The sequence below is a fragment of the Sphingomonas sp. S1-29 genome (assembly GCF_026167545.1).
Lineage (GTDB): Bacteria > Pseudomonadota > Alphaproteobacteria > Sphingomonadales > Sphingomonadaceae > Sphingomonas.
This window is the reverse complement of record NZ_CP110678.1, coordinates 2,069,384-2,088,443: the sequence shown is the minus strand read 5'-3', so window position 1 is coordinate 2,088,443 and position 19,060 is coordinate 2,069,384. Positions and strand designations below refer to the sequence as shown.

The window sequence follows — 19,060 nt, the reverse complement described above, 5'->3', positions numbered from 1 at the left end:
CGTGCCGCAAGCGCGCGGACGGCTACGCAGAGACCCCAGCTTTCGCTGGGGTGACGGAGTGGATGTGGTGAGTGACGTGACCCAAGCAGACGCCGAAGCCGGCACTGAAGCCCCCGGCGAAACCACCCGCATGAACATGATCCAGGCGATTAATTCGGCGATGGACGTCGTGATGGCGCGCGATCCCGATGTCATCGTGATGGGCGAGGATGTCGGCTATTTCGGCGGCGTCTTCCGCGCGACCGCGGGATTGCAGGCGAAATATGGCAAGACGCGGGTGTTCGACACGCCGATCACCGAATGCGGCATCATCGGCGTCGCGGTGGGAATGGGTGCCTATGGCCTGCGCCCGGTGCCCGAAATCCAGTTCGCCGATTACATCTATCCTGCGCTCGACCAATTGGTCTCCGAAGCCGCGCGGCTGCGTTATCGTTCGGCGGGCGAGTTCATTTCGCCGATCACGGTGCGCTCGCCCTTTGGCGGCGGGATTTTCGGCGGGCAGACGCATTCGCAGTCGCCCGAGGGCATCTTCACCCATGTCTCGGGGATCAAGACCGTGATTCCGGCAACGCCCTATGATGCCAAGGGGCTGTTGATCTCGGCGATCGAGGATAATGATCCGGTGCTCTTCTTCGAGCCCAAGCGGATCTATAACGGCCCGTTCGACGGCTATTGGGACAAGCCCGCCAAGAACTGGTCGGCACATCCCGCGGGCGAAGTGCCGACGGGCTATTACAAGATCCCGCTGGGCAAGGCGGCGATCGCGCGGGCGGGCAACGACCTGACGATTCTGGCCTATGGCACGATGGTGCATGTCGCGATCGCGACGGTCGAGGAAGCCGGCGTCGACGCCGAGGTGATCGACCTTCGCACGCTGGTGCCGCTCGACATCGAGACGATCGAGGCATCAGTGAAGAAGACCGGGCGCTGCATGGTTGTCCACGAAGCGACGCGCACCGGCGGTTTCGGCGCCGAGCTGGCGGCATTGGTGCAGGAGCGCTGCTTCTACCACCTCGAAGCGCCGGTCGAGCGGGTGACGGGGTTCGACACGCCGTATCCGCACAGCCTGGAATGGGCGTATTTCCCGGGGCCGGTCCGCATCGGACAGGCGCTCAAGAAAATCATGAAGGACTGACGTGCGCGTCGGTCCCTTCCGTTCGTTTCGAGCGAAGTCGAGAAACGGAAGCGTGTGTATGACCCAAGGTGTCTCGACTTCGCTCGACACGAACGGAGTGTTTTAATGGCGCGTTTCTCTTTCCGCCTGCCCGATATCGGCGAAGGCATTGCCGAGGCCGAGATCGTCCAATGGCATATCGCGGTCGGCGACCGGGTCGAGGAAGACCAGCAGATCGCCGACATGATGACCGACAAGGCGACCGTCGAGATGGAATCGCCGGTGTCGGGGATCGTCGTCGAACTTGCGGGCGAGGTCGGCGACCATGTGGCGATCGGCGCAACCTTGGTGGTGATCGAAACCGAGGCGGTGACCGAGAGCGACACGATGGTCGCGGAGAATCCGGGGGTCGAGGAGGCGAGCGACGCGCAAGCGGTGTGTCCCACGCCCGAGGAAGATGCGCGGATTCGTGTTGAGGCGAAGGACGCGGGGCTCGGCGAGCCCGAAAAGCCCTCTCCCCTCCGGGGAGAGGGTTGGGAGAGGGGCAGTAATGGCACGCCAACCTCGCCTACTGCGCCAGCTGCCCCGACTGCCCCTCTCCCCGGCCCTCTCCCCGGGGGGGAGAGGGAGCAGCAGCAGGTGCTGGCTTCGCCGGCGGTGCGTGCGCGTGCCAAGGCGCTGGGCGTCGACCTCGCCTCGGTGAAATCCGATGGCAATCACGTCCGCCACGCCGATCTCGATGCGTATCTGCGCTATGGCGGCGGCGAGGGTTATCACGCGCCGGGGGCCAGCCGCGCGCGCGCCGATGTGCCGGTCAAGGTGATCGGGATGCGCCGGCGGATCGCCGAGAATATGGCGGCATCGAAGCGCGCGATCCCGCATTTCACCTATGTCGACGAGATCGACGTCACCGCGCTGGAAGAGATGCGCGCCGATCTCAACGCCAATCGCGGCGCGCGGCCCAAGCTGACGATGCTGCCACTGCTGATCGTCGCGATCTGTCGCTCGATTCCCGATTTCCCGATGCTCAACGCGCGTTATGACGACGAAGCCGGCGTCGTGACTCGGCATGGCAGCGTGCATCTGGGGATGGCGACGCAGACCGATGCCGGGCTGATGGTGCCGGTGATCCGCGACGCGCAGGACAAGAATGTCTGGCAATTGGCGAGCGAGATCGGCCGGCTGGCCGACGCCGCGCGCACCGGCAAGGCAAAGTCCGACGAGCTGTCGGGATCGACGCTGACGATCACCTCGCTCGGGCCGCTGGGTGGGATCGCGACGACGCCGGTCATCAACCGCCCCGAGGTGGCGATCATCGGGCCGAACAAGATCGTCGAGCGGCCGATGTTCCGCGGCGACGACCTGGTGCGCGCCAAGCTGATGAACCTGTCGATCAGCTGCGACCACCGCGTCGTCGATGGCTTCGACGCGGCAAGCTATGTCCAGGCGGTGAAGAAGCTGCTCGAGACTCCGGTGCTGCTGTTCGCTGAGTAAAAGCTCCCCTCCCTGAAAGGGAGGGGTTGGGGGTGGGTAGGGGCCTGGAGATGGCTCTCCTCGCACCTGTCGCCGCCGTAGCGCGAGCACTCGACCCACGCCCGGCCCCTCCCTTCCAGGGAGGGGAGAAGGGCGATACCGAACTGTCATGAAGCTAGGCTACGCCTGCCCCCATGCATTTCGACCTGCTCCAGTCGATCGGCCTGGCCGGCGACGCCGCCACCCCCAATGACGACCGTGCAGGCTGTGGCGACACGCTCGCCTGGGTGATCGACGGCGCGACCGATCTGGGGCCGCCGGGGCTGCTCGGCGAGCGCGGCGGCGCGGCGTGGCTGGCGAGCGTGACCGATGCGGCGTTCGCGGGTGTCGCGCCCGGATCGATCGCGCGGGTGTGCAGCGACGTGTTCGCGGTGATCGAGCGCCGCTATCGCAGCGAGCATCGGCGCGAGCCCGAAGCCGCGTGGGAATTGCCCAGCGGATCGATGCTGGCGGTGTCGATCGTCGGCGACCAGCTCGATTGCGGCTGGATCGGCGATTGCGCGGGGTTGCTCCGCCACGGCGATTCGGTCCGCTGGATCGGCGCGGCCCCCGACCGATCGGGCGAGCGCGCGCAGGCGGCGGCTTTGGGGGTTGGGATCGGCGCGGCCAAGAAGCGCGCGCCGTTGGTCACCGCCGATCGCCGCGCGGCGCGCGGACGGCCCGGCCGGCGGGTGCTGGGGGTGAATGCGGGGCGATCGCAGGCGGTGCTCACCACCGCGCGGGTGCCCGTCGCGCGCGGCGACATGCTGCTGCTGATGAGCGACGGGTTTTCGGCGCTGGTCGATGCCTATGGCGCCTATGACGGCGCGGGGCTGATCGCGGCGGTCGAGGCGCGCGGGCTGGCAGCGCTGGCGTGCGAATTGCGCGGCATCGAGGCCGAGGATGCGACGTGCGTGCGCTTTCCGCGCTTCAAGCGATGTGACGATGCCACCGCGCTTTGGGTACAGGTGGGCTGAGGCCTATTCCGCCGCGAGCAGCCCCTCGGCGCTGCCGAGATCGACCGATACCAGCCGCGATACCCCGCGTTCGACCATCGTGACGCCGAACAATCGGTGCATCCGGCTCATCGTCGCGGCGTTGTGCGTGACGATCAGATAGCGGGTCTCGGTTTCGCGAGTCATCACCTCGAGCAAGTCGCAGAAGCGATCGATATTGGCATCGTCGAGCGGGGCGTCGACTTCGTCGAGGACGCAGATCGGCGCGGGATTGGTGAGGAACAGCCCGAAGATCAGCGCGACCGCGGTGAGCGCCTGTTCGCCGCCCGACAGCAGCGTGAGCGATTGCAGCTTCTTGCCCGGCGGCTGCGCCATGATCTCGAGCCCGGCTTCGAGCGGATCGTCCGAATCGACGAGCTCCAGATGCGCCTCGCCGCCGTCGAACAGTGTCGCGAACAGCCGACGGAAATGGCCGTCGACCGCCTCGAACGCCGCGAGCAATCGCTGCCGCCCCTCGCGGTTGAGCGTGCCGATCGAGCCGCGCAGCCGCGCGACGGCTTCGCCAAGTTCGGCGCGCTGGCGGGCGTTGTTCGCGCTTTCGGTTTCGAGTTCGGCGAGTTCGCTGTCGGCGATCAGGTTCACCGCGCCGATCCGCTCGCGTTCGGCGACGAGCCGGTCGTGCGCCGCGGCTTCGTCGTCGGGCGCGCCGACGCTCGCCGAGGCGAAGCCCGCGCGTTCGGGCAGCAAGGGCGGCGGGCATTCGAAGCGCTCGCCCGAGACGCGGCCGAGCTCGAGGCGGCGTTGCTGCTGGTTTTCCGCACGCGCGGCCGCGCCCGCCCGGCGCTCGCGCGCTTCGCTCAAGGCTTCGGCGGCCTGGCGCGCGGTGTCTTCGGTAAGGCGGAGCGCGGCTTCGGCAGCGCGTTCGGCGGTGGCGAGGGTTTCGGCCTGCGCACGGGTGGCGGCGGCGGCGCTGGTGGCTTCGTCGATCGCCAGCGCCAGCGCGACGGGCTTGTCGGCGAGCGTCTGCGTTTCCTGGGCAAGGTCGGCGGCGCGCTTGTCGATGTCGGCGATCCGGCGTGCGGCCTCGCCGGCGCGGGCGCGCCAGCTCTTGGCCTCGGCGGTGGCGGCAGCGTGGCGTTCGCGGTCCTGCGCCAATGCGCGATCGAGCGTGGCGCGTTCGGCGCGCGCCTGCGCTGCGGCGGCGCGGCGCGATTCGGCTTCGCTCGACAGTTTGGCGACGGCTTCACGGGTCGCGGTGCCGTCGGGGAGCGCGGTGATCGCCTGCGCGGCGCGGGTCTCTTCGGCCTCTGCCTCGTGGAGATCGGCTTCGATCCGCTGGCCGCGGGCGTCGAGGTCGGCGCGCTGGGCGTCAAGGCGTTCGAGCTGGCCCGCGGCGCGATCCTCGGCGCGCGCCATTTCGCGTTCTGTCCGGTCGGACTGGTCGAGCACGCGGCGGGCATCGGCGGCGGCGCGGCGCGATTCGGCGATGACCGCCTCGATCCGCGCGAGTTCGCCATCGGCGCTGTCGACCGCGCGGATCGCGGCGGGGCGCAGCGCTTCGATCGCGCGCAGCCGGCTGATTCGTTCGAGCCGTTCGGCAGCCGCCGCGCCGCCGCTCTTGGCGACATAGCCGTCCCAGCGGCGAAGCACGCCGTTCAAGGTCACCAGCCGCTGGCCGACCGCGAGCGGCTGGCCGCTGTCGCTTTCGGCGACGAGGATCTGGGCGAGGCGGCGCGCCAGCGCGGGGGGTGCTTCAACATGGGCGGCGAGCGGCGTCGTGCCCTGCGGGGGCGGCGGATCGGCGGGGTCCACCTGCGCCCCGGCCCACCAGCGTTCGGCGCTGGCGTCGAGCCCGGCTTCGAGATCGTCTCCGAGCGCAGCGGCGAGCGCGCGCTCATAGCCCGGGGCGGGGACCACCGAATCGAGCAGCCGCACGCGCCCGGCGGGGCGGGTCGCCTTGGCGAGCGCGGCGGATTCGCTGTCGAGCGCGGCTAGTTCGGCGTGTGCTGCCGCGCGCGCCGATTGCGCGCGACCGCGCGTGTCGATCGCGCCGCGTTCCTCGGCATCGGCTTGCGCGAGCGCGGCGCGCGCGGTTTCGGCGTGGCGCGCGGCTTGCGCACGGGAATCGGCGGCGCGGGTGCGCTCGGCGTGGAGCGGGGCGGCGTCGCCGAGCGCCTGTGCCTCGGCGGCGATGCGCGCGCGGTCGCGGGTGGCGCGATCGAGCCGGGCGCGGGCGGCGGCGAGCGCGGCTTGCGCGACGCGGACCTCGGCGGCCTCTTGGGCTTGCGCGGCGAGCGCCTGGGCGAGCGCGACCTCGGCATCGCGCGCCTGGCGTTCGGCCTGTGCGAGCGTGGCGTCGAGCGTGGGGATTCGTTCGGCGGTCTCGGCAATCCGGGCGTCGAGCGTTTCGCGTTCGGTGGCGAGGCGTGCGATCGCTTCGGCGGCGTCGCTCGCTAGCGTGCCTTCGCGGGTGCGGTCGCCGGTCAGCCGCTGTGCGCTGGCGCGCAATTCGCCCAGCCGCTGGGTGATCGTCGCCTGTTCGGTGCGGAGCGTATCGAGCCGGTGGCCGGCCCCGGTGGCGGCATCGCGCGCGGTCTGCGCGGCGGTCCGGGCATCGCCGAGCGTCGCGGCGGCGGTGGTCTGATAGGCGGCGGCGGCACGCTGCGCCTCGGCGCGTTCGTTCACCAGCGTGTCGGACTCGGCAGCTTCGCGCTTGGCGAGATCGGCGGCGGCGGCGGCGTCACGCCAGCGCGCGAAGAGCATCCGTCCCTCGGCGGTGCGAATCTGCTCGGACAGCGCGCGATAGCGCTGCGCCTGGCGCGCCTGGCGCTTGAGTGCGGCGGCGCGCGCGTCCTGGTCGGCGATTAGTTCGTCGAGGCGGAGCAGGTTGGCCTCGGTCGCGCGCAGCTTCTGCTCGGCATCCTTGCGGCGGACGTGGAGCCCGGCGATGCCGGCGGCTTCCTCGAGCATCGCGCGGCGCTCGGCGGGGCGCGCGGCAATGATTGCGCCGATCCGCCCCTGGCTGACCAAGGCGGGCGAATGCGCACCGGTCGCCGAATCGGCGAACAGCAAGCCGACATCCTTGGCGCGGACGTCGCGGCCGTTGATGCGGTATGCCGAGCCCGCGCCGCGCTCGATCCGGCGGACGACTTCGACCTCGTCGTCCGCGCCCACCCCCTCGGCATGCAGTGCGACTTCGGCGAAGTCGCGCGCGGGGCGGGTGGCCGTTCCCGCGAAGATGACGTCCTCCATCCCCGCGCCGCGCAGCGACCGCGCCGAGCTTTCGCCCATCGCCCAGCGCAACGCCTCGAGCAGGTTCGACTTGCCGCAGCCATTGGGGCCGACGATGCCGGTGAGGCCGGGTTCGATCCGCAGGTCGGAGGGGTCGACGAAGCTCTTGAAGCCGGTCAGGCGGAGGCGGGTGATCCGCATGGCGACGCGAGCCCTATCGTCCGTTCGTCCTGAGCCTGTCGAAGGACCGTTCTTCTCTCCACCTGCGGAAGGAAGGACAGTGCTTCGACAAGCTCAGCACGAACGGGAGCGATGGTTCACCCAATCGCGATTACGCCCCCGCGTTCTTCAGCGCCGCCTCGACCTGCTGCCAGCTCACCGCGTTCTCGACCTTCTCGCCGTTGATGAAGAAGCTGGGGGTGCCCTGGACTTCGGTCGCCGATTCGGTGGTCTTCACCAATTTGTCGACCAAGGCGGTGTCGGCGAGGCAGGTCTTGGCCTGCGCGTCCGAAATGCCGCGCTGCTTGACGAAATCGACATAGCCCGCGGCTTGCGCGATCGCGGCGATCTGCTCCTGCGGCGGCAGCGACTGCAATTGCTGCTGCTGCGCCTGCGACAGGTTCTGCAACCGGTCGAGCGTCGCCGACTGGTCGGCATACATCTGTTCGAGCATCGGGAAGAAGGGCGCGGTGCCGCCGCAGCGGCCGAGCACTGCCGATGCGAGGTCGGGCGCACCGTGGATCAGGAAGTCGCGGAATTCGAACGAAACCTTGCCGCTTTCGACGAGCTTGGTCAGCGGATCGAAGCCGTCGCGCGCAAAGGCGGCGCAGGCGGGGCAGGTGCGCGAGCCATATTCGACCAGCTTCACCGCGGCATCGGGATTGCCCATGCGATAGCCGCCCTCGGGGGTTTCGCTGACGGTTTCGGTCCAGTTCTGGCCGGCGGGCGCGGGCGCCGCGGCGACCGGCGCGGCAGGCGCGCTGGTGTTCGAGCTGGTGTCGGCGCCGTTGCACGCGGCGAGCAGGGCCAGGGAGGCGAGAGCGAGGGTGGTACGCATGGAAGACGGGTCTCCTGGAGGGTGTCAGCGGGCGCCAGCGGCGAGCAGGCGCGGTTTGAGGCTTGCCCAGTCGTTGCCGGGCACGAGCGTGCCGTTGACTTCGAAGCTGGGGGTGCCCTGGATCTTGGCGAAGGCGGCCTCAGCCATCGCGACGAGCTTGGCGCGGTCGGCGGTGGCGGCGAGGCAGGCTTGGGGAGCGGTCTTGAGGCGCGGGCGGACCAGGGCGGTAACCCCGCTGGCATCGGCAAGCCCCGCTAGCTGCGCTGCCTGCGATGCGCCCTCGGCGGGGCGATAGGCCTGCGCCTTGGCGAGCATCGCTTCCTGGTTGGCGAACACCGCGTTGTGCGCGGCGACGAAATTGGCGGGGCCGGTGCAGCGCACCAGCATCGCCGCCGACAGATCGAGCCCGTCGCGCACCGCGTGCCGCACCTCGAGGCTGACGCTGCCGCGGCGGACCATGCCGTCGAGCAGTTCGGGCTTCGATTCGGCGACGAACGCCGCGCAATGCGGGCAGGTGTAGCTGAGATATTCGACCAGCTTCACCTTGGCGGCGGGGTTGCCGATGATGTGTGCGCCGGTGGGGGTCTGGCGGATCGCGGTGCGCCAGTCGCGCTGGGCTTGAGAGGGGGCCGTTTGGGCCTGGCTCGAGCCGGTGAGCAGCGCGCCGAACAGCAACGCGAGGACGATCAGATAAGGGCGCATCAGCGTATCTTTCCCAGGATGGGGATCGAGCGGGGTTCGGCGAGGCCCGATGCCAGCGCCTCGAGCACCGCCTTCAGTTCGGGATCGGCGATGTCGCGCAGCGAATCGCCGAGCTCGGCGGGAACCGGCGCGCGCGGCGGGCGCGCGACCGGGCGGGTGGGGCGGCGGATCTCGCCCTGGCGAAACACCAATTTGATGACGGCGGGATAGCCGAAGAAACGGTTCACCCGCTCGATGATCTCGGGCGCGATATGCTGCATCATCGTCGCGTGCGCGCCGCCGACGGTGAGCGTCAGCACCCCCTCGCCGCGCTTGCCGTGTGGGAAGCGGATCGATTCGGGGGCCGAGACGCGCGCATAGCGATCGCCGACGATCTCATGCCAGCGGCTGACCACCGCCGACTGGACGAAGCCGAATCGCTTGAACGCGGCGCCGCCGACCTGCGGCAGCAGATCGGCGACCGGCCGCGCGCGGTTCGAGCGCGGCGGCGGCTGGATCGGTTGCCTCGCGGTCGAGGTGGTACGCGGTGTCTTCGCCATCGCGAATGTCCATGCCATAGGCCGGGCGTGTCCGCCAAGGTTCCTTTGTCCCCGCCACTGTCGCCCAAGCCCGCGGTCGCGAGCGATCTGCTCGCTTGGTACGATGCCAATGCCCGGTCGCTGCCGTGGCGCGCGCCGCCGGGGACCGCTGCCCCCGACCCGTATCGCGTCTGGCTGTCCGAAGTGATGCTCCAGCAGACGCAGGTCGCGACGGTGCGGCCCTATTTCGAACGCTGGACCACGCGCTGGCCGACCTTTGCCGCGCTCGCGGCGGCAGATGATGCCGAGGTGATGGCTGCCTGGGCGGGGCTTGGCTATTATGCGCGGGCGCGCAATCTGCTCGCCGGGGCGCGGGTGATCGCTGCCGTGCATGGCGGCGAATTGCCCGATACCGAGGCGATGCTGCGGACGATACCCGGCATCGGCGACTATACCGCCGCCGCGATCGCCGCGATCGCGTTCGGCAGGCGTGCGGTGGTGGTCGATGCCAATGTCGAGCGCGTGGCCGCGCGGTTGTTTGCGATCCAAACCCCGCTGCCCACCGCCAAGCCGCTGATCCGCGCCGCCGCCGACCGCGTGACTCCCGGCGCGCGCGCGGGCGATTTCGCGCAGGCGATGATGGATCTGGGGTCGGGCATCTGCACCACGCGAAGTCCGCGCTGCCTGTTGTGCCCGATCCGCGCGCATTGCGATGGCTTTGCGCAGGGCGCGCCCGAGCGATTGCCCGTGAAGGCGGCCAAGCGCGCGCGCCCGGTGCGGCATGGGACGATGTTTTGGCTCGAATGCGATGGCCGCGTGCTGCTGCGACGCCGGCCCGCCAAGGGGCTGCTCGGCGGGATGCTCGCGCTGCCCACCGGGCCTTGGGCGGATACTGCGCCGCTGCTCGACAACGCCCCTGCCGACGTCGCCTGGCGGCTGCACGACGAAACCGTCGCGCACGGCTTCACCCATTTCGAGCTGGTGTGCGCGCTTGCCAGCGGTGGCTGGCGTCGTCATCCCGACACAATAGACGGCGAATGGTGGCCGATCGACGCACTCGATTCGGCGGGGTTGCCCACCGTCTTTCGGAAAGCGGCAGATGCGATGCGGAGGATATGCAGATGACGAAGGTGAAGCGCTGGATGCTGGGCTCGGCGGCAATGACGCTGGTGGCGTGCATCGGAGTCGATGGAGCCCCTCCGGTCCAGGCGCAGCGCCAGCCAGCGACCGCCGCCGCTTCGAGCGCGATGCCGACCATGGCGGCGCTCGCCACGCGCTACGTCGCCGAGAAGAAGGCACCGGGGATCGTGCTGGCGATCGGCCAGGGCGATCGGCCCACCAGCTTCACAGCCAAGGGCACGATCGCGATGGCGCCAGGCGCCGCGGCGACCAGCCGCGACACGCTGTGGCGCGTCTATTCGATGACCAAGCCGATCACCGGGATCGCCGCGATGATGCTGGTCGAGGAAGGCAAGTTGAAGCTCGACCAGCCGATCGGCGACTTCATTCCCGGCTTCAAGACGATGACGGTGCTCACCGATCCGGCAAACAGCCTGGCGAGCCGCCCCGCCAAGACGCCGATCACGGTGCGCCACCTGCTGACGCATACCGCCGGGCTTGGCTATTCGATCAGCACCAAGGGGCCGCTGCTCAAGGAATATGAGCGGTTGGGGCTCGTTCCCTTCGCCGCCAACCGCCAGATCGAGGCCGCGGTGAAGCCGGTGCGGCCCCCCAGCTTGCGCGAATTCGCCGATCGCACCGCGACGCTGCCGCTGATCGCCGAGCCGGGGACGGTGTGGAGCTATTCGATGAGCCTCGACGTGCTGGGCGCGGTGATCGAGGTGGCGTCGGGAATGCCCTTCGATCGCTTCGTCGCGACGCGGATCTTCCAGCCGCTGGCGATGAATTCGAGCTATTTCACCGTGCCCGGCAGCGAAGTCGGGCGGTTCGCCGACAATTATATCTGGGCGGGCGACAATCTGATCCCGGGTGATCCGGCAGCGCGCTCGACCTTCCTCGATCCGCCCTCGTTTCCCTATGGCGGGGCGGGGCTGGTGATGTCGGCGCGCGATTATGATCGCTTCCTGCACATGCTGCAGAATTATGGCGAGCTCGACGGTCGCCGGCTGATGAAGCGCGAAACCGCGATGCTGGCGATGTCGAACCTGCTGCCCAAGGGGGTGAGCTATGGCAGCGTCGCGGGCACCACCGGCGGCAGCGCGGGGCCGACGAGCGGCTATGGCGCGGGCGGATCGGTGACGCTGACCGACGCGCCCGGCGGTGGCCCGGGGGCGGGCACCTATGGCTGGGGCGGCGCGGCGGGCACGATCGCCTGGGTTGATCCCAAGAACCAGGTGCGCGGCACCGCGATGGTCAATTACTTCCCCGCCGACCGCTGGCCGCTGCGCGCCGACGTCGTGCGCGCCGCCTATACCGACCTGGCGACCAGCCGCCCGCGTCGGTGACTCCACCGGGCTTTACCGGCGCGACGATCGATCGCGCCGATCGATTGAGGGGAGATGCCGAGGCGCTGGCGGCAGCCACGCGCGATCCGCGCGCGCGGCTGCTGGTGCTCGACGGGCTGAATCCGGTGGTCGAACGCGACCGGCTGGTGTGGCGCACGCTCGCCGACGCACCGGCTGGAGGCGAGTTGCTGTTGCTCGGGCTGATCGACGGCACCCCGCATTTCGCCGCGCTCGCGCCCGATGCACCCGCCAGCGGCCCGCGCCCGCCCGAGCTGTTCGCGCTGCTGGGGGTGCTGCCGCGCGAGGAAATGGCGCTCTATGCCGCGGCGCGCAGCCTGGTCGACTGGCATGTCCGCCACCGCTGCTGCGCGGTGTGCGGCACCGGCACCGCGCCGATCAAGGGCGGCTGGGCACGGTCTTGCCCAGAATGCGGCGCACAGCATTTCCCGCGCACCGATCCGGTGGTGATCATGCTCACCGAATGCCGCGGGCGGGTGCTGCTGGCGCGCGGGCCCGGCTGGCCGGCGGGGCGCTATTCGGGGCTCGCGGGGTTCGTCGAGCCTGGCGAATCGATCGAGGAAGCGGTGGCGCGCGAGACGCTCGAGGAAGCAGGCGTGCGGGTGCGCGACGTCCGCTATGTCGCGAGCCAGCCCTGGCCGTTCCCCTCGTCGCTGATGATCGCGTGCACCGCGGTGGCGGACGATGATTCGCTGACGCTCGATCGCGCCGAGCTCGAGGATGCGTTCTGGGCGACGCGCGACGAGGTGGCTGCGGCGATGGCGGGGGTGGAGGGCGCGCGGTTTGTGGCGCCGCCGGCTTATGCGATCGCGCATACGTTGCTCGAGGCTTGGTTGGAGGGGGATCCGCGCAGAGGCGCAGAGGACGCTGAGGAAGTGCGGGCTTAGCCAGCCCGTCACCCCAGCGAAAGCTGGGGTCTCCCGTATGTGAGCGCGCGCCTTGCGGCTCTGGACCCCAGCTTTCGCTGGGGTGACGATATTGGGGGGCTGCCTTGTCTGTAGCTCGGCGTCCTCTGCGCCTCTGCGCGAACAATCCGGCCTCGCGCCTCGCCTCCGCCTACCCCCGCGACCGCGCCTGCGGATACGACCCCAGCACGCGTAGCCATTTCGAATGGAAGCCGAGCTCCTCGAGCGCGCGATCGACATTGGCGTCGCCCGGCCGCCCCTCGATATCGGCATAGAATTCGGTCGCGGCGAAGCTGCCGCCGCGCTGGTAGCTTTCTAGCTTGGTCATGTTGACCCCGTTGGTCGCGAACCCGCCCATCGCCTTGTAGAGCGCGGCGGGGACGTTCTTCACCTCGAAGATCAGCGTCGTCATGATCGCGCCGTCGGTGACGATCGGCTTCGATCCGCGCGCCAGCACGACGAAGCGGGTCATGTTGTGGTCGGCATCGGCGATGTCGTCGGCAAGGATCCGCAGCCCGTACAGCTCGGCCGCCGCCGCCGGCGCGAGCGCGGCGATGCGTGGGTCGCCGAGTTCGGCGACCATCGCTGCGGCACCCGCGGTATCGGGGTAGGATTTCTGCTGGATAGCGTGCGCGCGCAGCCAGTGGCGGCACTGGCCCAGCGCCTGCGGGTGGCTCATCGCCTCGCGGACCTCGTCGCGCGTCCCCAGCCCCATCAGCGTGTGGCGGATCGTCAGGAAATGCTCGCCGGTGATCACCAGCCCCGATTCGGGCAGCAGGAAATGGATGTCGGCGACGCGGCCGTGGAGCGAATTCTCGATCGGGATGATCGCGCAATCGGCGCGCGCCTCGCGCACCGCGTCGATCGCATCGGCGAAGTCGAAGCAGGGCAGCGGCAGGCCGTCGGGGAATGCCTCGCGCGCTGCGACATGGCTGTTGGCGCCGGGCGCGCCCTGGAACGCGACCGCGCGCGCAGGGTCGGCGGCGGCGGCGGCGGTCATCGCTTCGACCAGCGGGCGGGCGGGGGCGGCATAGCTTTCCATGGTGCGCTTGCGCCTATCGGGCGGTTCGCCGCCGGGCAAGCGCGGCTTGCCGTGCCGGGAAAGCCAATCTAAAGGGACCCCACCTTTCCCCTCGTTGAAGAGTTTTCGGCAGCGCAATGGATAATCGCACCAATACGATCGCCGGCTGGGCCCTGGCCGGTTGCACCGCAGCACTCGGGCTGACGATCGCAAGCGGCATGATCTTCCACGGCGGCCGCCCCGAAACGATGGGCTACCCGATCGAGGGCGTCGTCGAAGAAGGCGCGGCGGCTGCGGCAGCCGTGCCGATCGCCACGCTGCTCGCCAGCGCCGACGTCGCCGCGGGTGAGAAGTCGTTCTCGAAATGCGCCTCGTGCCACTCGATCAACCAGGGTGGCGCCGCCGGGATCGGCCCGAACCTGTATGGTGTCCTTGGCCAGCCGCACGGCGGCAAGCCCGGCTTCCCCTATTCGGACGTGCTGAAGGGCATTGCAGGCAATTGGACCTTCGACGCGATGAACGAATGGCTGCTCAGCCCGCGCAAATACGCGCCGGGTACCAAGATGAGCTTCGCGGGCCTGTCGAACGACCAGGAGCGCGCCAACGTGATCGCGTATCTGAACGCGCAAGGCTCGAACCTGCCGCTGCCGGCAGCGCCTGCCGCGGGCGCAGAGGCGGGTGCGAGCACCGACGAAGCCGCGACCGCGAACCAGACCGACGCCGCCGCCAACGTCGCGACCGAAGCGCCGACCGCCGACATGGCGAACCGCTCGACCCCCGCGCCCGGCGCACCGTCGCAGGATCCTGCCGCCGCCGAAGAGGCCGCGAAGGTCAAGTAAGCCTTTTTTAGCCCTCTCTCCGCCGGGGAGAGGGTGGCCGACCCCGGCGAATGCCGGGGGAAGGTCGGGAGAGGGGCAGAGGAGCGATGCGCTTCATGACAGCCCCTCTCCCAACCCTCTCCCCGGAGGGGAGAGGGCTTTTGAGGTTCAGCCCTCGGCGTCTTTCGCCGCCCAGAAATCCTGCACCACGCGCCAGCCCTCCTCCGCCGTCTCGACGAAGGTGATGAGGTCGAGGTCGCGCTCGGAGATCACGCCCTCCTCGCACAACGCCTCGAAGCTCACGACGCGCTCCCAGAATTCGCGGCCGTAGAACAGCACCGGCATCCGCTCGATCTTGCCGGTCTGGATCAGCGTCAGCAGCTCGAACGATTCGTCGAACGTCCCGAACCCGCCGGGGAACACCGCCACCGCGCGCGCGCGCAGCAGGAAGTGCATCTTGCGCAGCGCGAAATAGTGGAACTGCATCGACAGCGACGGGGTGACATAGGCGTTGGGCGCCTGTTCGTGCGGCAGCACGATGTTGAGCCCGACCGATTCGGCGCCGACATCGGCGGCGCCGCGATTGGCAGCCTCCATGATCGAAGGCCCGCCGCCCGAGCACACCACGAAATGGCGATTGCCGTCTTCATCGCGCGGGAAGGCGCTGGCGAGCCGCGCCAGCTCGCGCGCGACGTCGTAATATTTCGACTTGTCGACCAGCCGCTGCGCGATCGCGCGCGCCTTGTCGTCGGCGGCGAGCTCGAACAGCGCCTTGGCCTTTTCGGGCTCGGGGATCCGCGCCGAACCGTACATCACCAGCATCGAGGCGATCTTGGCCTCGTCGAGCAGCAGGGTCGGCTTGAGCAATTCGAGCTGGAAGCGGATCGGCCGCAGATCCTCGCGCAACAGGAAATCGAGGTCCTGGAACGCCAGCTGATAGGCGGGATGCTCGGTCTGCGGGGTGTGGCTGCCAGTGCGGGCGGTCTGCGCATCCTCGTCCGCCCGGCGGAACATGCGCGATGGTACTCGTGTATCGTTCATCGCGCGGCTCTAGGGTATCGGGCGGGGCGGGGGCAACCGATACCGGGCGCGGGGCTACATCACATCGAGCAACGACTGGATCGGCACCGAGGCGAACGCCACCGAGGAATCGGCGACGCCATAAGGAATGAACAGATTCTCGCCGTGCTTGAGCGCGCCGCACGAATAGACGACGTTGGGGACATAGCCTTCGCGATCCTGGTCGGCGGCCGCCAGGATCGGGCGCGACGTCCGGCCGATCACCATCGAGGGATCGTCCTTGTCGAGCAGCACCGCGCCGATCGAATATTTGCGCATCGCGCCGACTCCATGCGTCAGCAGCAGCCAGCCCTCGGCGATCTCGATCGGCGGGCCGCAATTGCCGATCTGGACGAACTCCCAGGGATATTGCGGCTTGAGCAGCAATTCGCCTTCGCCCCAATCGGTCAGCGTGTCGGACTTGATCAGGAACAGATTTTCGCCGTCCTGCCGGCCGATCATCATATATTCGCCGCCCACCTTGCGCGGGAACAGTCCCATGCCCTTGTTGCGCGCGGCGCTGCCCGTCATCGGCACCAGATCGAAGCTGCGGAAATCGCGGGTGCGCAGCAGTTCGGACTGGATGACCGAGCCGTTATACGCGGTGTAGGTGCCGATCCATTCGACGCTGCCGTCCTCATGCGTAAAATTGACCAGCCGCATGTCTTCCAGGCCGTTCGACTGCGCCTTGGTGATCGGGAAGATCACCGTTCCCGACAGCGTCGAATCGCGGTGGCGGAACACCGTCACCTCGCCCTCGGGCATCGCCTGTTCGTCGCCATGGGTGTCGGCGGCGGTGGCGAAAGGAGGTTCGGGGGCCAAGGTGAATTCACTGTCGGCGGTGATGATCCCCTCGCGGAACGCCACCGACGAGATATGGCCTTCGCCCACCGCGCGCAGCGACATCAGGATGCGGAGCGATCCCTCGGGCATGCCGGTCTGGTCGTAATGCGGCACCGCGCTGGGGTTCATCAGCGCGGCGGCGGCATAGCTATATTCGTGGCAGAAATAGGCGCCGATCAGCTGGCGCTTCTCGTCGGAGATATTGGCGCCGTCGAGCCCGAGCAGCGCCTCGATCTCCTCATAGCGGGTCATGAAGACGCGGCGCGTCTGCCAATGCCGCGCCTCGAAATCCTTGAGCACCGCGCGCAGTTGCGCACGCGCCTCCCCCGGCGACATGTCGAGCACTTCGCGCACCAGCCGCTCGGTGCGGCTGGGCGCCGAGCCGTTCGATTGCCAGGCGATATGAAACGGACGCACCACCACGCGCGAGGGATCGGCATGGAGCCGAAGCTCGTGGTTAAACAAATCGAGCAAGTCCCGCCCCCCTAAAGGCCGAACGCCGTTTACATCATGCTACGGCGCGCGGCGGGTCTGCCATGGATTCGGCTGCTTTTGAAAGGGAGGAAATTGCGCAATTGGCCAATTGGAGCGCCAAAATCGATTCGGCGCCCTGATTGCGGTTCAAACCATTGGGCTGGAGTCCATCGAAACAGCCGCCGTCCTGGCTGGTCGCCAGCGGCAGATCGAGGTCGTTGGCCCCCAGATACCAGCGATAGGCCTTGAGCCCCTCGGCGATCCATTTGCGATCACCCGTCGCCACGAACGCCGCCGAGCAAGCATCGACCGTCGCCTGCGCCTCGAGCGGCTGCTGGTCGAACGGCAGCGGATCGGCGAAGGGGCGGCCGAAGCTCTCGGTGCCCACCGCGCGAAAACGCCCGCTGGGCGAGGTCTGGCGCTCGACGATCCATTCGAGCGTCTCGATCCCGCATTGGACGAATTCGGGGCGACCAAGCGCATGCCCCGCGCGGATCAGCGCCTCGGGCATCCGCGCATTGTCATAGGCCAGCACGATCTCGAACCATTGCCATTCTGGGCGGCGGGTGATGTCGCACAGGGCGATCAGCTGCTCGCCGAAACGGTTGAGGATCGAGGTGGCGAGGCCATGCCCCGGATGCGCCTCGACCATCGCCGCTGCACCCAGCATCGCGAACGCCTGCGCGCGCGGGCTGCCAAGGTCGAAGGCGATGCTCGCGGTCTGGTCGAACAGCGCGCCCGCCCAGTCGCGATGCTTCTGCGCGCGCGCCTCGCTCGCGGTGACGCCCAGCGCCCAGAGCGCGCGACCGTTCGAATCCTCGGACCCCTGATCCTCGCACCACGTCCGGTCGAAGTTCATGAAGTTGCGGAAGCGCCGCGCGTCGGGGTTCCAGGCGAACTGGACGAACGAGCCATAGACCGCCGTCCATTTGTCGCGCTGTTCCTCGCTCAAGGGATCGATCCGGCACATCAGGATCAGCGCGCGGGCATTGTCGTCGATGCAATAGCCGTGGCGGCGATCGGGCATCGAATAGATCGAATGCTGGAGCATGCCGGTCGCATCGCTCATTCGCTCGACCGCCGACAGATCGGGGGCGAGCGCGACATATTCGACGGCCATGCCGGGCAGGCGGCGCGGGCGCGCAGCGATGACCGCCTCGAGCTCGACCATCGCCGCCTCGGCGAGTCGCGGCCAGATCATCGTGCGGCCGCGCGCATAGGCACGCTGCGATAAACGATTGCGGCGGCTCTGGTCGGTCAGCAGTTCGCCGATTTCGCGCGCGAAGGCTTCGGTATCGCGGAAATCGACCAGGATGCCGTGATGATCGGCGAGAATCTCGGTCGCGTGAACATAGGGCGTCGAAACCACCGGCTTGCCCACGCCGACCGCATAGGACAGCGCGCCCGAGGTGATCTGCGCGGGGTTGTGGTAGGGCGTCGCATAGATGTCGGCGGCCTGGAGATAATCGAGCAGCTCGTCCTGCTCGACGAAGGCGTCGACGAACTCGACATGGTCCTGCATGCCGAGCGCGCCGACCAAGGTCGCCAGGCTCTCGCGATAGCGCTCGCCCTCATGCGCCACCAGATTGGGGTGGGTCGCGCCGAGCACGACATAATGTGCCTTGGGGCAGCGCTCGACGATCGCGGGCATCGCCTCGATGACCGTCTCGATCCCCTTGTTGGGGGCAAGCAGGCCGAAGGTGAAGATGACCTCGCGCCCCTCCCAGCCGAAGCGGCCCTTCAGCGTATCGGGATCGACCAGCGGGCGATCGGGAACGCCATGCGGGATCATCGCGATCGCGCGCGGCTGCGCACCATAGACGCGCAGCAGAATCTCGCGACCGCGCTCGGCCATCACGATCACCTTGCTCGCGCGGCGAAGGATCGCCTCCATTACGCGGCGTTCGTCGGCGCTCGGGCGCTCGAGGATGGTGTGCAATGTGACGATGACCGGCAGCGAGATGCGATCGAGCAATGCGAGCAGATGGTCGCCCGCCGCGCCGCCATAGATGCCATATTCGTGCTGCACCCACAGCGCCTTGGCGCCGCTCGCCTCGATCGCGCGCGCGGTATCGATATAGGCGCTCAAATCCTGTTCGGGGATGCTGCTCGTGACCTCGGGGGGGTAGGCGTAGCGTCCGGGATGGTCGTCCATCGCATAGACGTCGACCTGGATGTCGGGAAACTGATCGACCAACGCCTGATAGGTGTGCGTCGTATACGTCGCCAGCCCGCACTTGCGCGGCAGGAAGTTGCCGATCAGCGCGAGATGATCGACCCGCGCAGCTGCCACGTCGATAGGGGCCGACATCCGTTTCCCTCCAGCAATGTTAAAGAGCGGCATCTCAGCCGGTTACGATCTCCCAA

Annotated in this window: 15 protein-coding genes; 7 read left to right on the top strand and 8 right to left on the bottom strand. The window is 68.7% G+C overall.

Annotated features, from left to right (window positions below; all coding sequences use genetic code 11):
- The first annotated feature begins 130 nt into the window (after positions 1-130).
- The 3 genes from OKW76_RS09860 (at position 131) to OKW76_RS09850 (ending at position 3,603) form a co-directional block, all read left to right on the top strand.
- On the top strand, positions 131-1,135 hold the full coding sequence (locus OKW76_RS09860; protein WP_265552884.1) for an alpha-ketoacid dehydrogenase subunit beta: 1,005 nt from the start codon (positions 131-133) through the stop codon (positions 1,133-1,135).
- A 105-nt stretch (positions 1,136-1,240) separates the two neighbouring features.
- Positions 1,241-2,608: a dihydrolipoamide acetyltransferase family protein gene (locus OKW76_RS09855; protein WP_265548735.1), complete on the top strand. Its 1,368-nt coding sequence runs from the start codon at positions 1,241-1,243 to the stop codon at positions 2,606-2,608.
- 173 nt (positions 2,609-2,781) lie between these two features.
- A complete protein-coding gene (locus OKW76_RS09850) occupies positions 2,782-3,603 on the top strand; it encodes a protein phosphatase 2C domain-containing protein (protein WP_265548734.1) in 822 nt (273 codons plus the stop codon).
- 3 nt (positions 3,604-3,606) lie between these two features.
- Here OKW76_RS09850 and smc read toward each other — a convergent pair whose 3' ends face one another.
- The 4 genes from smc to OKW76_RS09830 form a co-directional block, all read right to left on the bottom strand.
- Positions 3,607-7,014 (bottom strand): chromosome segregation protein SMC, encoded by a 3,408-nt coding sequence (gene smc / locus OKW76_RS09845; RefSeq protein WP_265548733.1) that lies wholly within the window; start codon positions 7,012-7,014, stop codon positions 3,607-3,609.
- Between the two features lie 130 nt (positions 7,015-7,144).
- Entirely contained in the window at positions 7,145-7,870 is a 726-nt protein-coding gene (locus OKW76_RS09840; RefSeq protein ID WP_265548732.1) for a thioredoxin domain-containing protein, read from the bottom strand.
- Positions 7,871-7,894: 24 nt separating this feature from the next.
- Positions 7,895-8,572 carry a DsbA family protein gene (locus tag OKW76_RS09835; RefSeq protein ID WP_265548731.1) on the bottom strand — a complete coding sequence of 226 codons (678 nt, stop codon included), beginning with the start codon at positions 8,570-8,572 and terminating at the stop codon, positions 7,895-7,897.
- A complete protein-coding gene (locus OKW76_RS09830; protein ID WP_265548730.1) occupies positions 8,572-9,111 on the bottom strand; it encodes a DUF721 domain-containing protein in 540 nt (179 codons plus the stop codon). Before OKW76_RS09830 ends, OKW76_RS09835 begins: the two co-directional genes overlap by 1 nt.
- Before the next feature lie 27 nt (positions 9,112-9,138).
- On the opposite strand from OKW76_RS09830, the gene mutY reads away from it, so the two are divergent.
- From mutY to nudC, 3 genes are read left to right on the top strand one after another with little or no spacing between them, the layout of a single operon-like run.
- Entirely contained in the window at positions 9,139-10,215 is a 1,077-nt protein-coding gene (gene mutY, locus OKW76_RS09825) for an A/G-specific adenine glycosylase (RefSeq protein ID WP_265548729.1), read from the top strand.
- Positions 10,206-11,555, top strand: coding sequence for a serine hydrolase domain-containing protein (locus tag OKW76_RS09820; RefSeq protein ID WP_265548728.1), 1,350 nt, complete (start codon positions 10,206-10,208; stop codon positions 11,553-11,555). Before mutY ends, OKW76_RS09820 begins: the two co-directional genes overlap by 10 nt.
- Complete coding sequence (gene nudC / locus OKW76_RS09815; RefSeq protein ID WP_265548727.1) at positions 11,552-12,460, top strand: NAD(+) diphosphatase; 909 nt, start codon at positions 11,552-11,554, stop codon at positions 12,458-12,460. Before OKW76_RS09820 ends, nudC begins: the two co-directional genes overlap by 4 nt.
- Positions 12,461-12,629: 169 nt before the next feature.
- Here nudC and OKW76_RS09810 read toward each other — a convergent pair whose 3' ends face one another.
- Positions 12,630-13,520 (bottom strand): prephenate dehydratase, encoded by an 891-nt coding sequence (locus tag OKW76_RS09810; RefSeq protein WP_265548726.1) that lies wholly within the window; start codon positions 13,518-13,520, stop codon positions 12,630-12,632.
- Positions 13,521-13,636: 116 nt separating this feature from the next.
- On the opposite strand from OKW76_RS09810, the gene OKW76_RS09805 reads away from it, so the two are divergent.
- Positions 13,637-14,338, top strand: coding sequence for a c-type cytochrome (locus OKW76_RS09805; protein ID WP_265548725.1), 702 nt, complete (start codon positions 13,637-13,639; stop codon positions 14,336-14,338).
- 147 nt (positions 14,339-14,485) lie between these two features.
- Here the strand turns inward: OKW76_RS09805 and OKW76_RS09800 are convergent, their stop codons facing one another.
- From OKW76_RS09800 to OKW76_RS09790, 3 genes are read right to left on the bottom strand one after another with little or no spacing between them, the layout of a single operon-like run.
- On the bottom strand, positions 14,486-15,358 hold the full coding sequence (locus OKW76_RS09800) for an LOG family protein (RefSeq protein WP_265548724.1): 873 nt from the start codon (positions 15,356-15,358) through the stop codon (positions 14,486-14,488).
- Positions 15,359-15,412: 54 nt separating this feature from the next.
- Complete coding sequence (locus OKW76_RS09795) at positions 15,413-16,693, bottom strand: glycoside hydrolase family 130 protein (RefSeq protein WP_265548723.1); 1,281 nt, start codon at positions 16,691-16,693, stop codon at positions 15,413-15,415.
- Positions 16,694-16,727: 34 nt separating this feature from the next.
- Entirely contained in the window at positions 16,728-19,004 is a 2,277-nt protein-coding gene (locus OKW76_RS09790) for a glycosyltransferase family 4 protein (protein WP_265548722.1), read from the bottom strand.
- Positions 19,005-19,060: the final 56 nt, after the last annotated feature.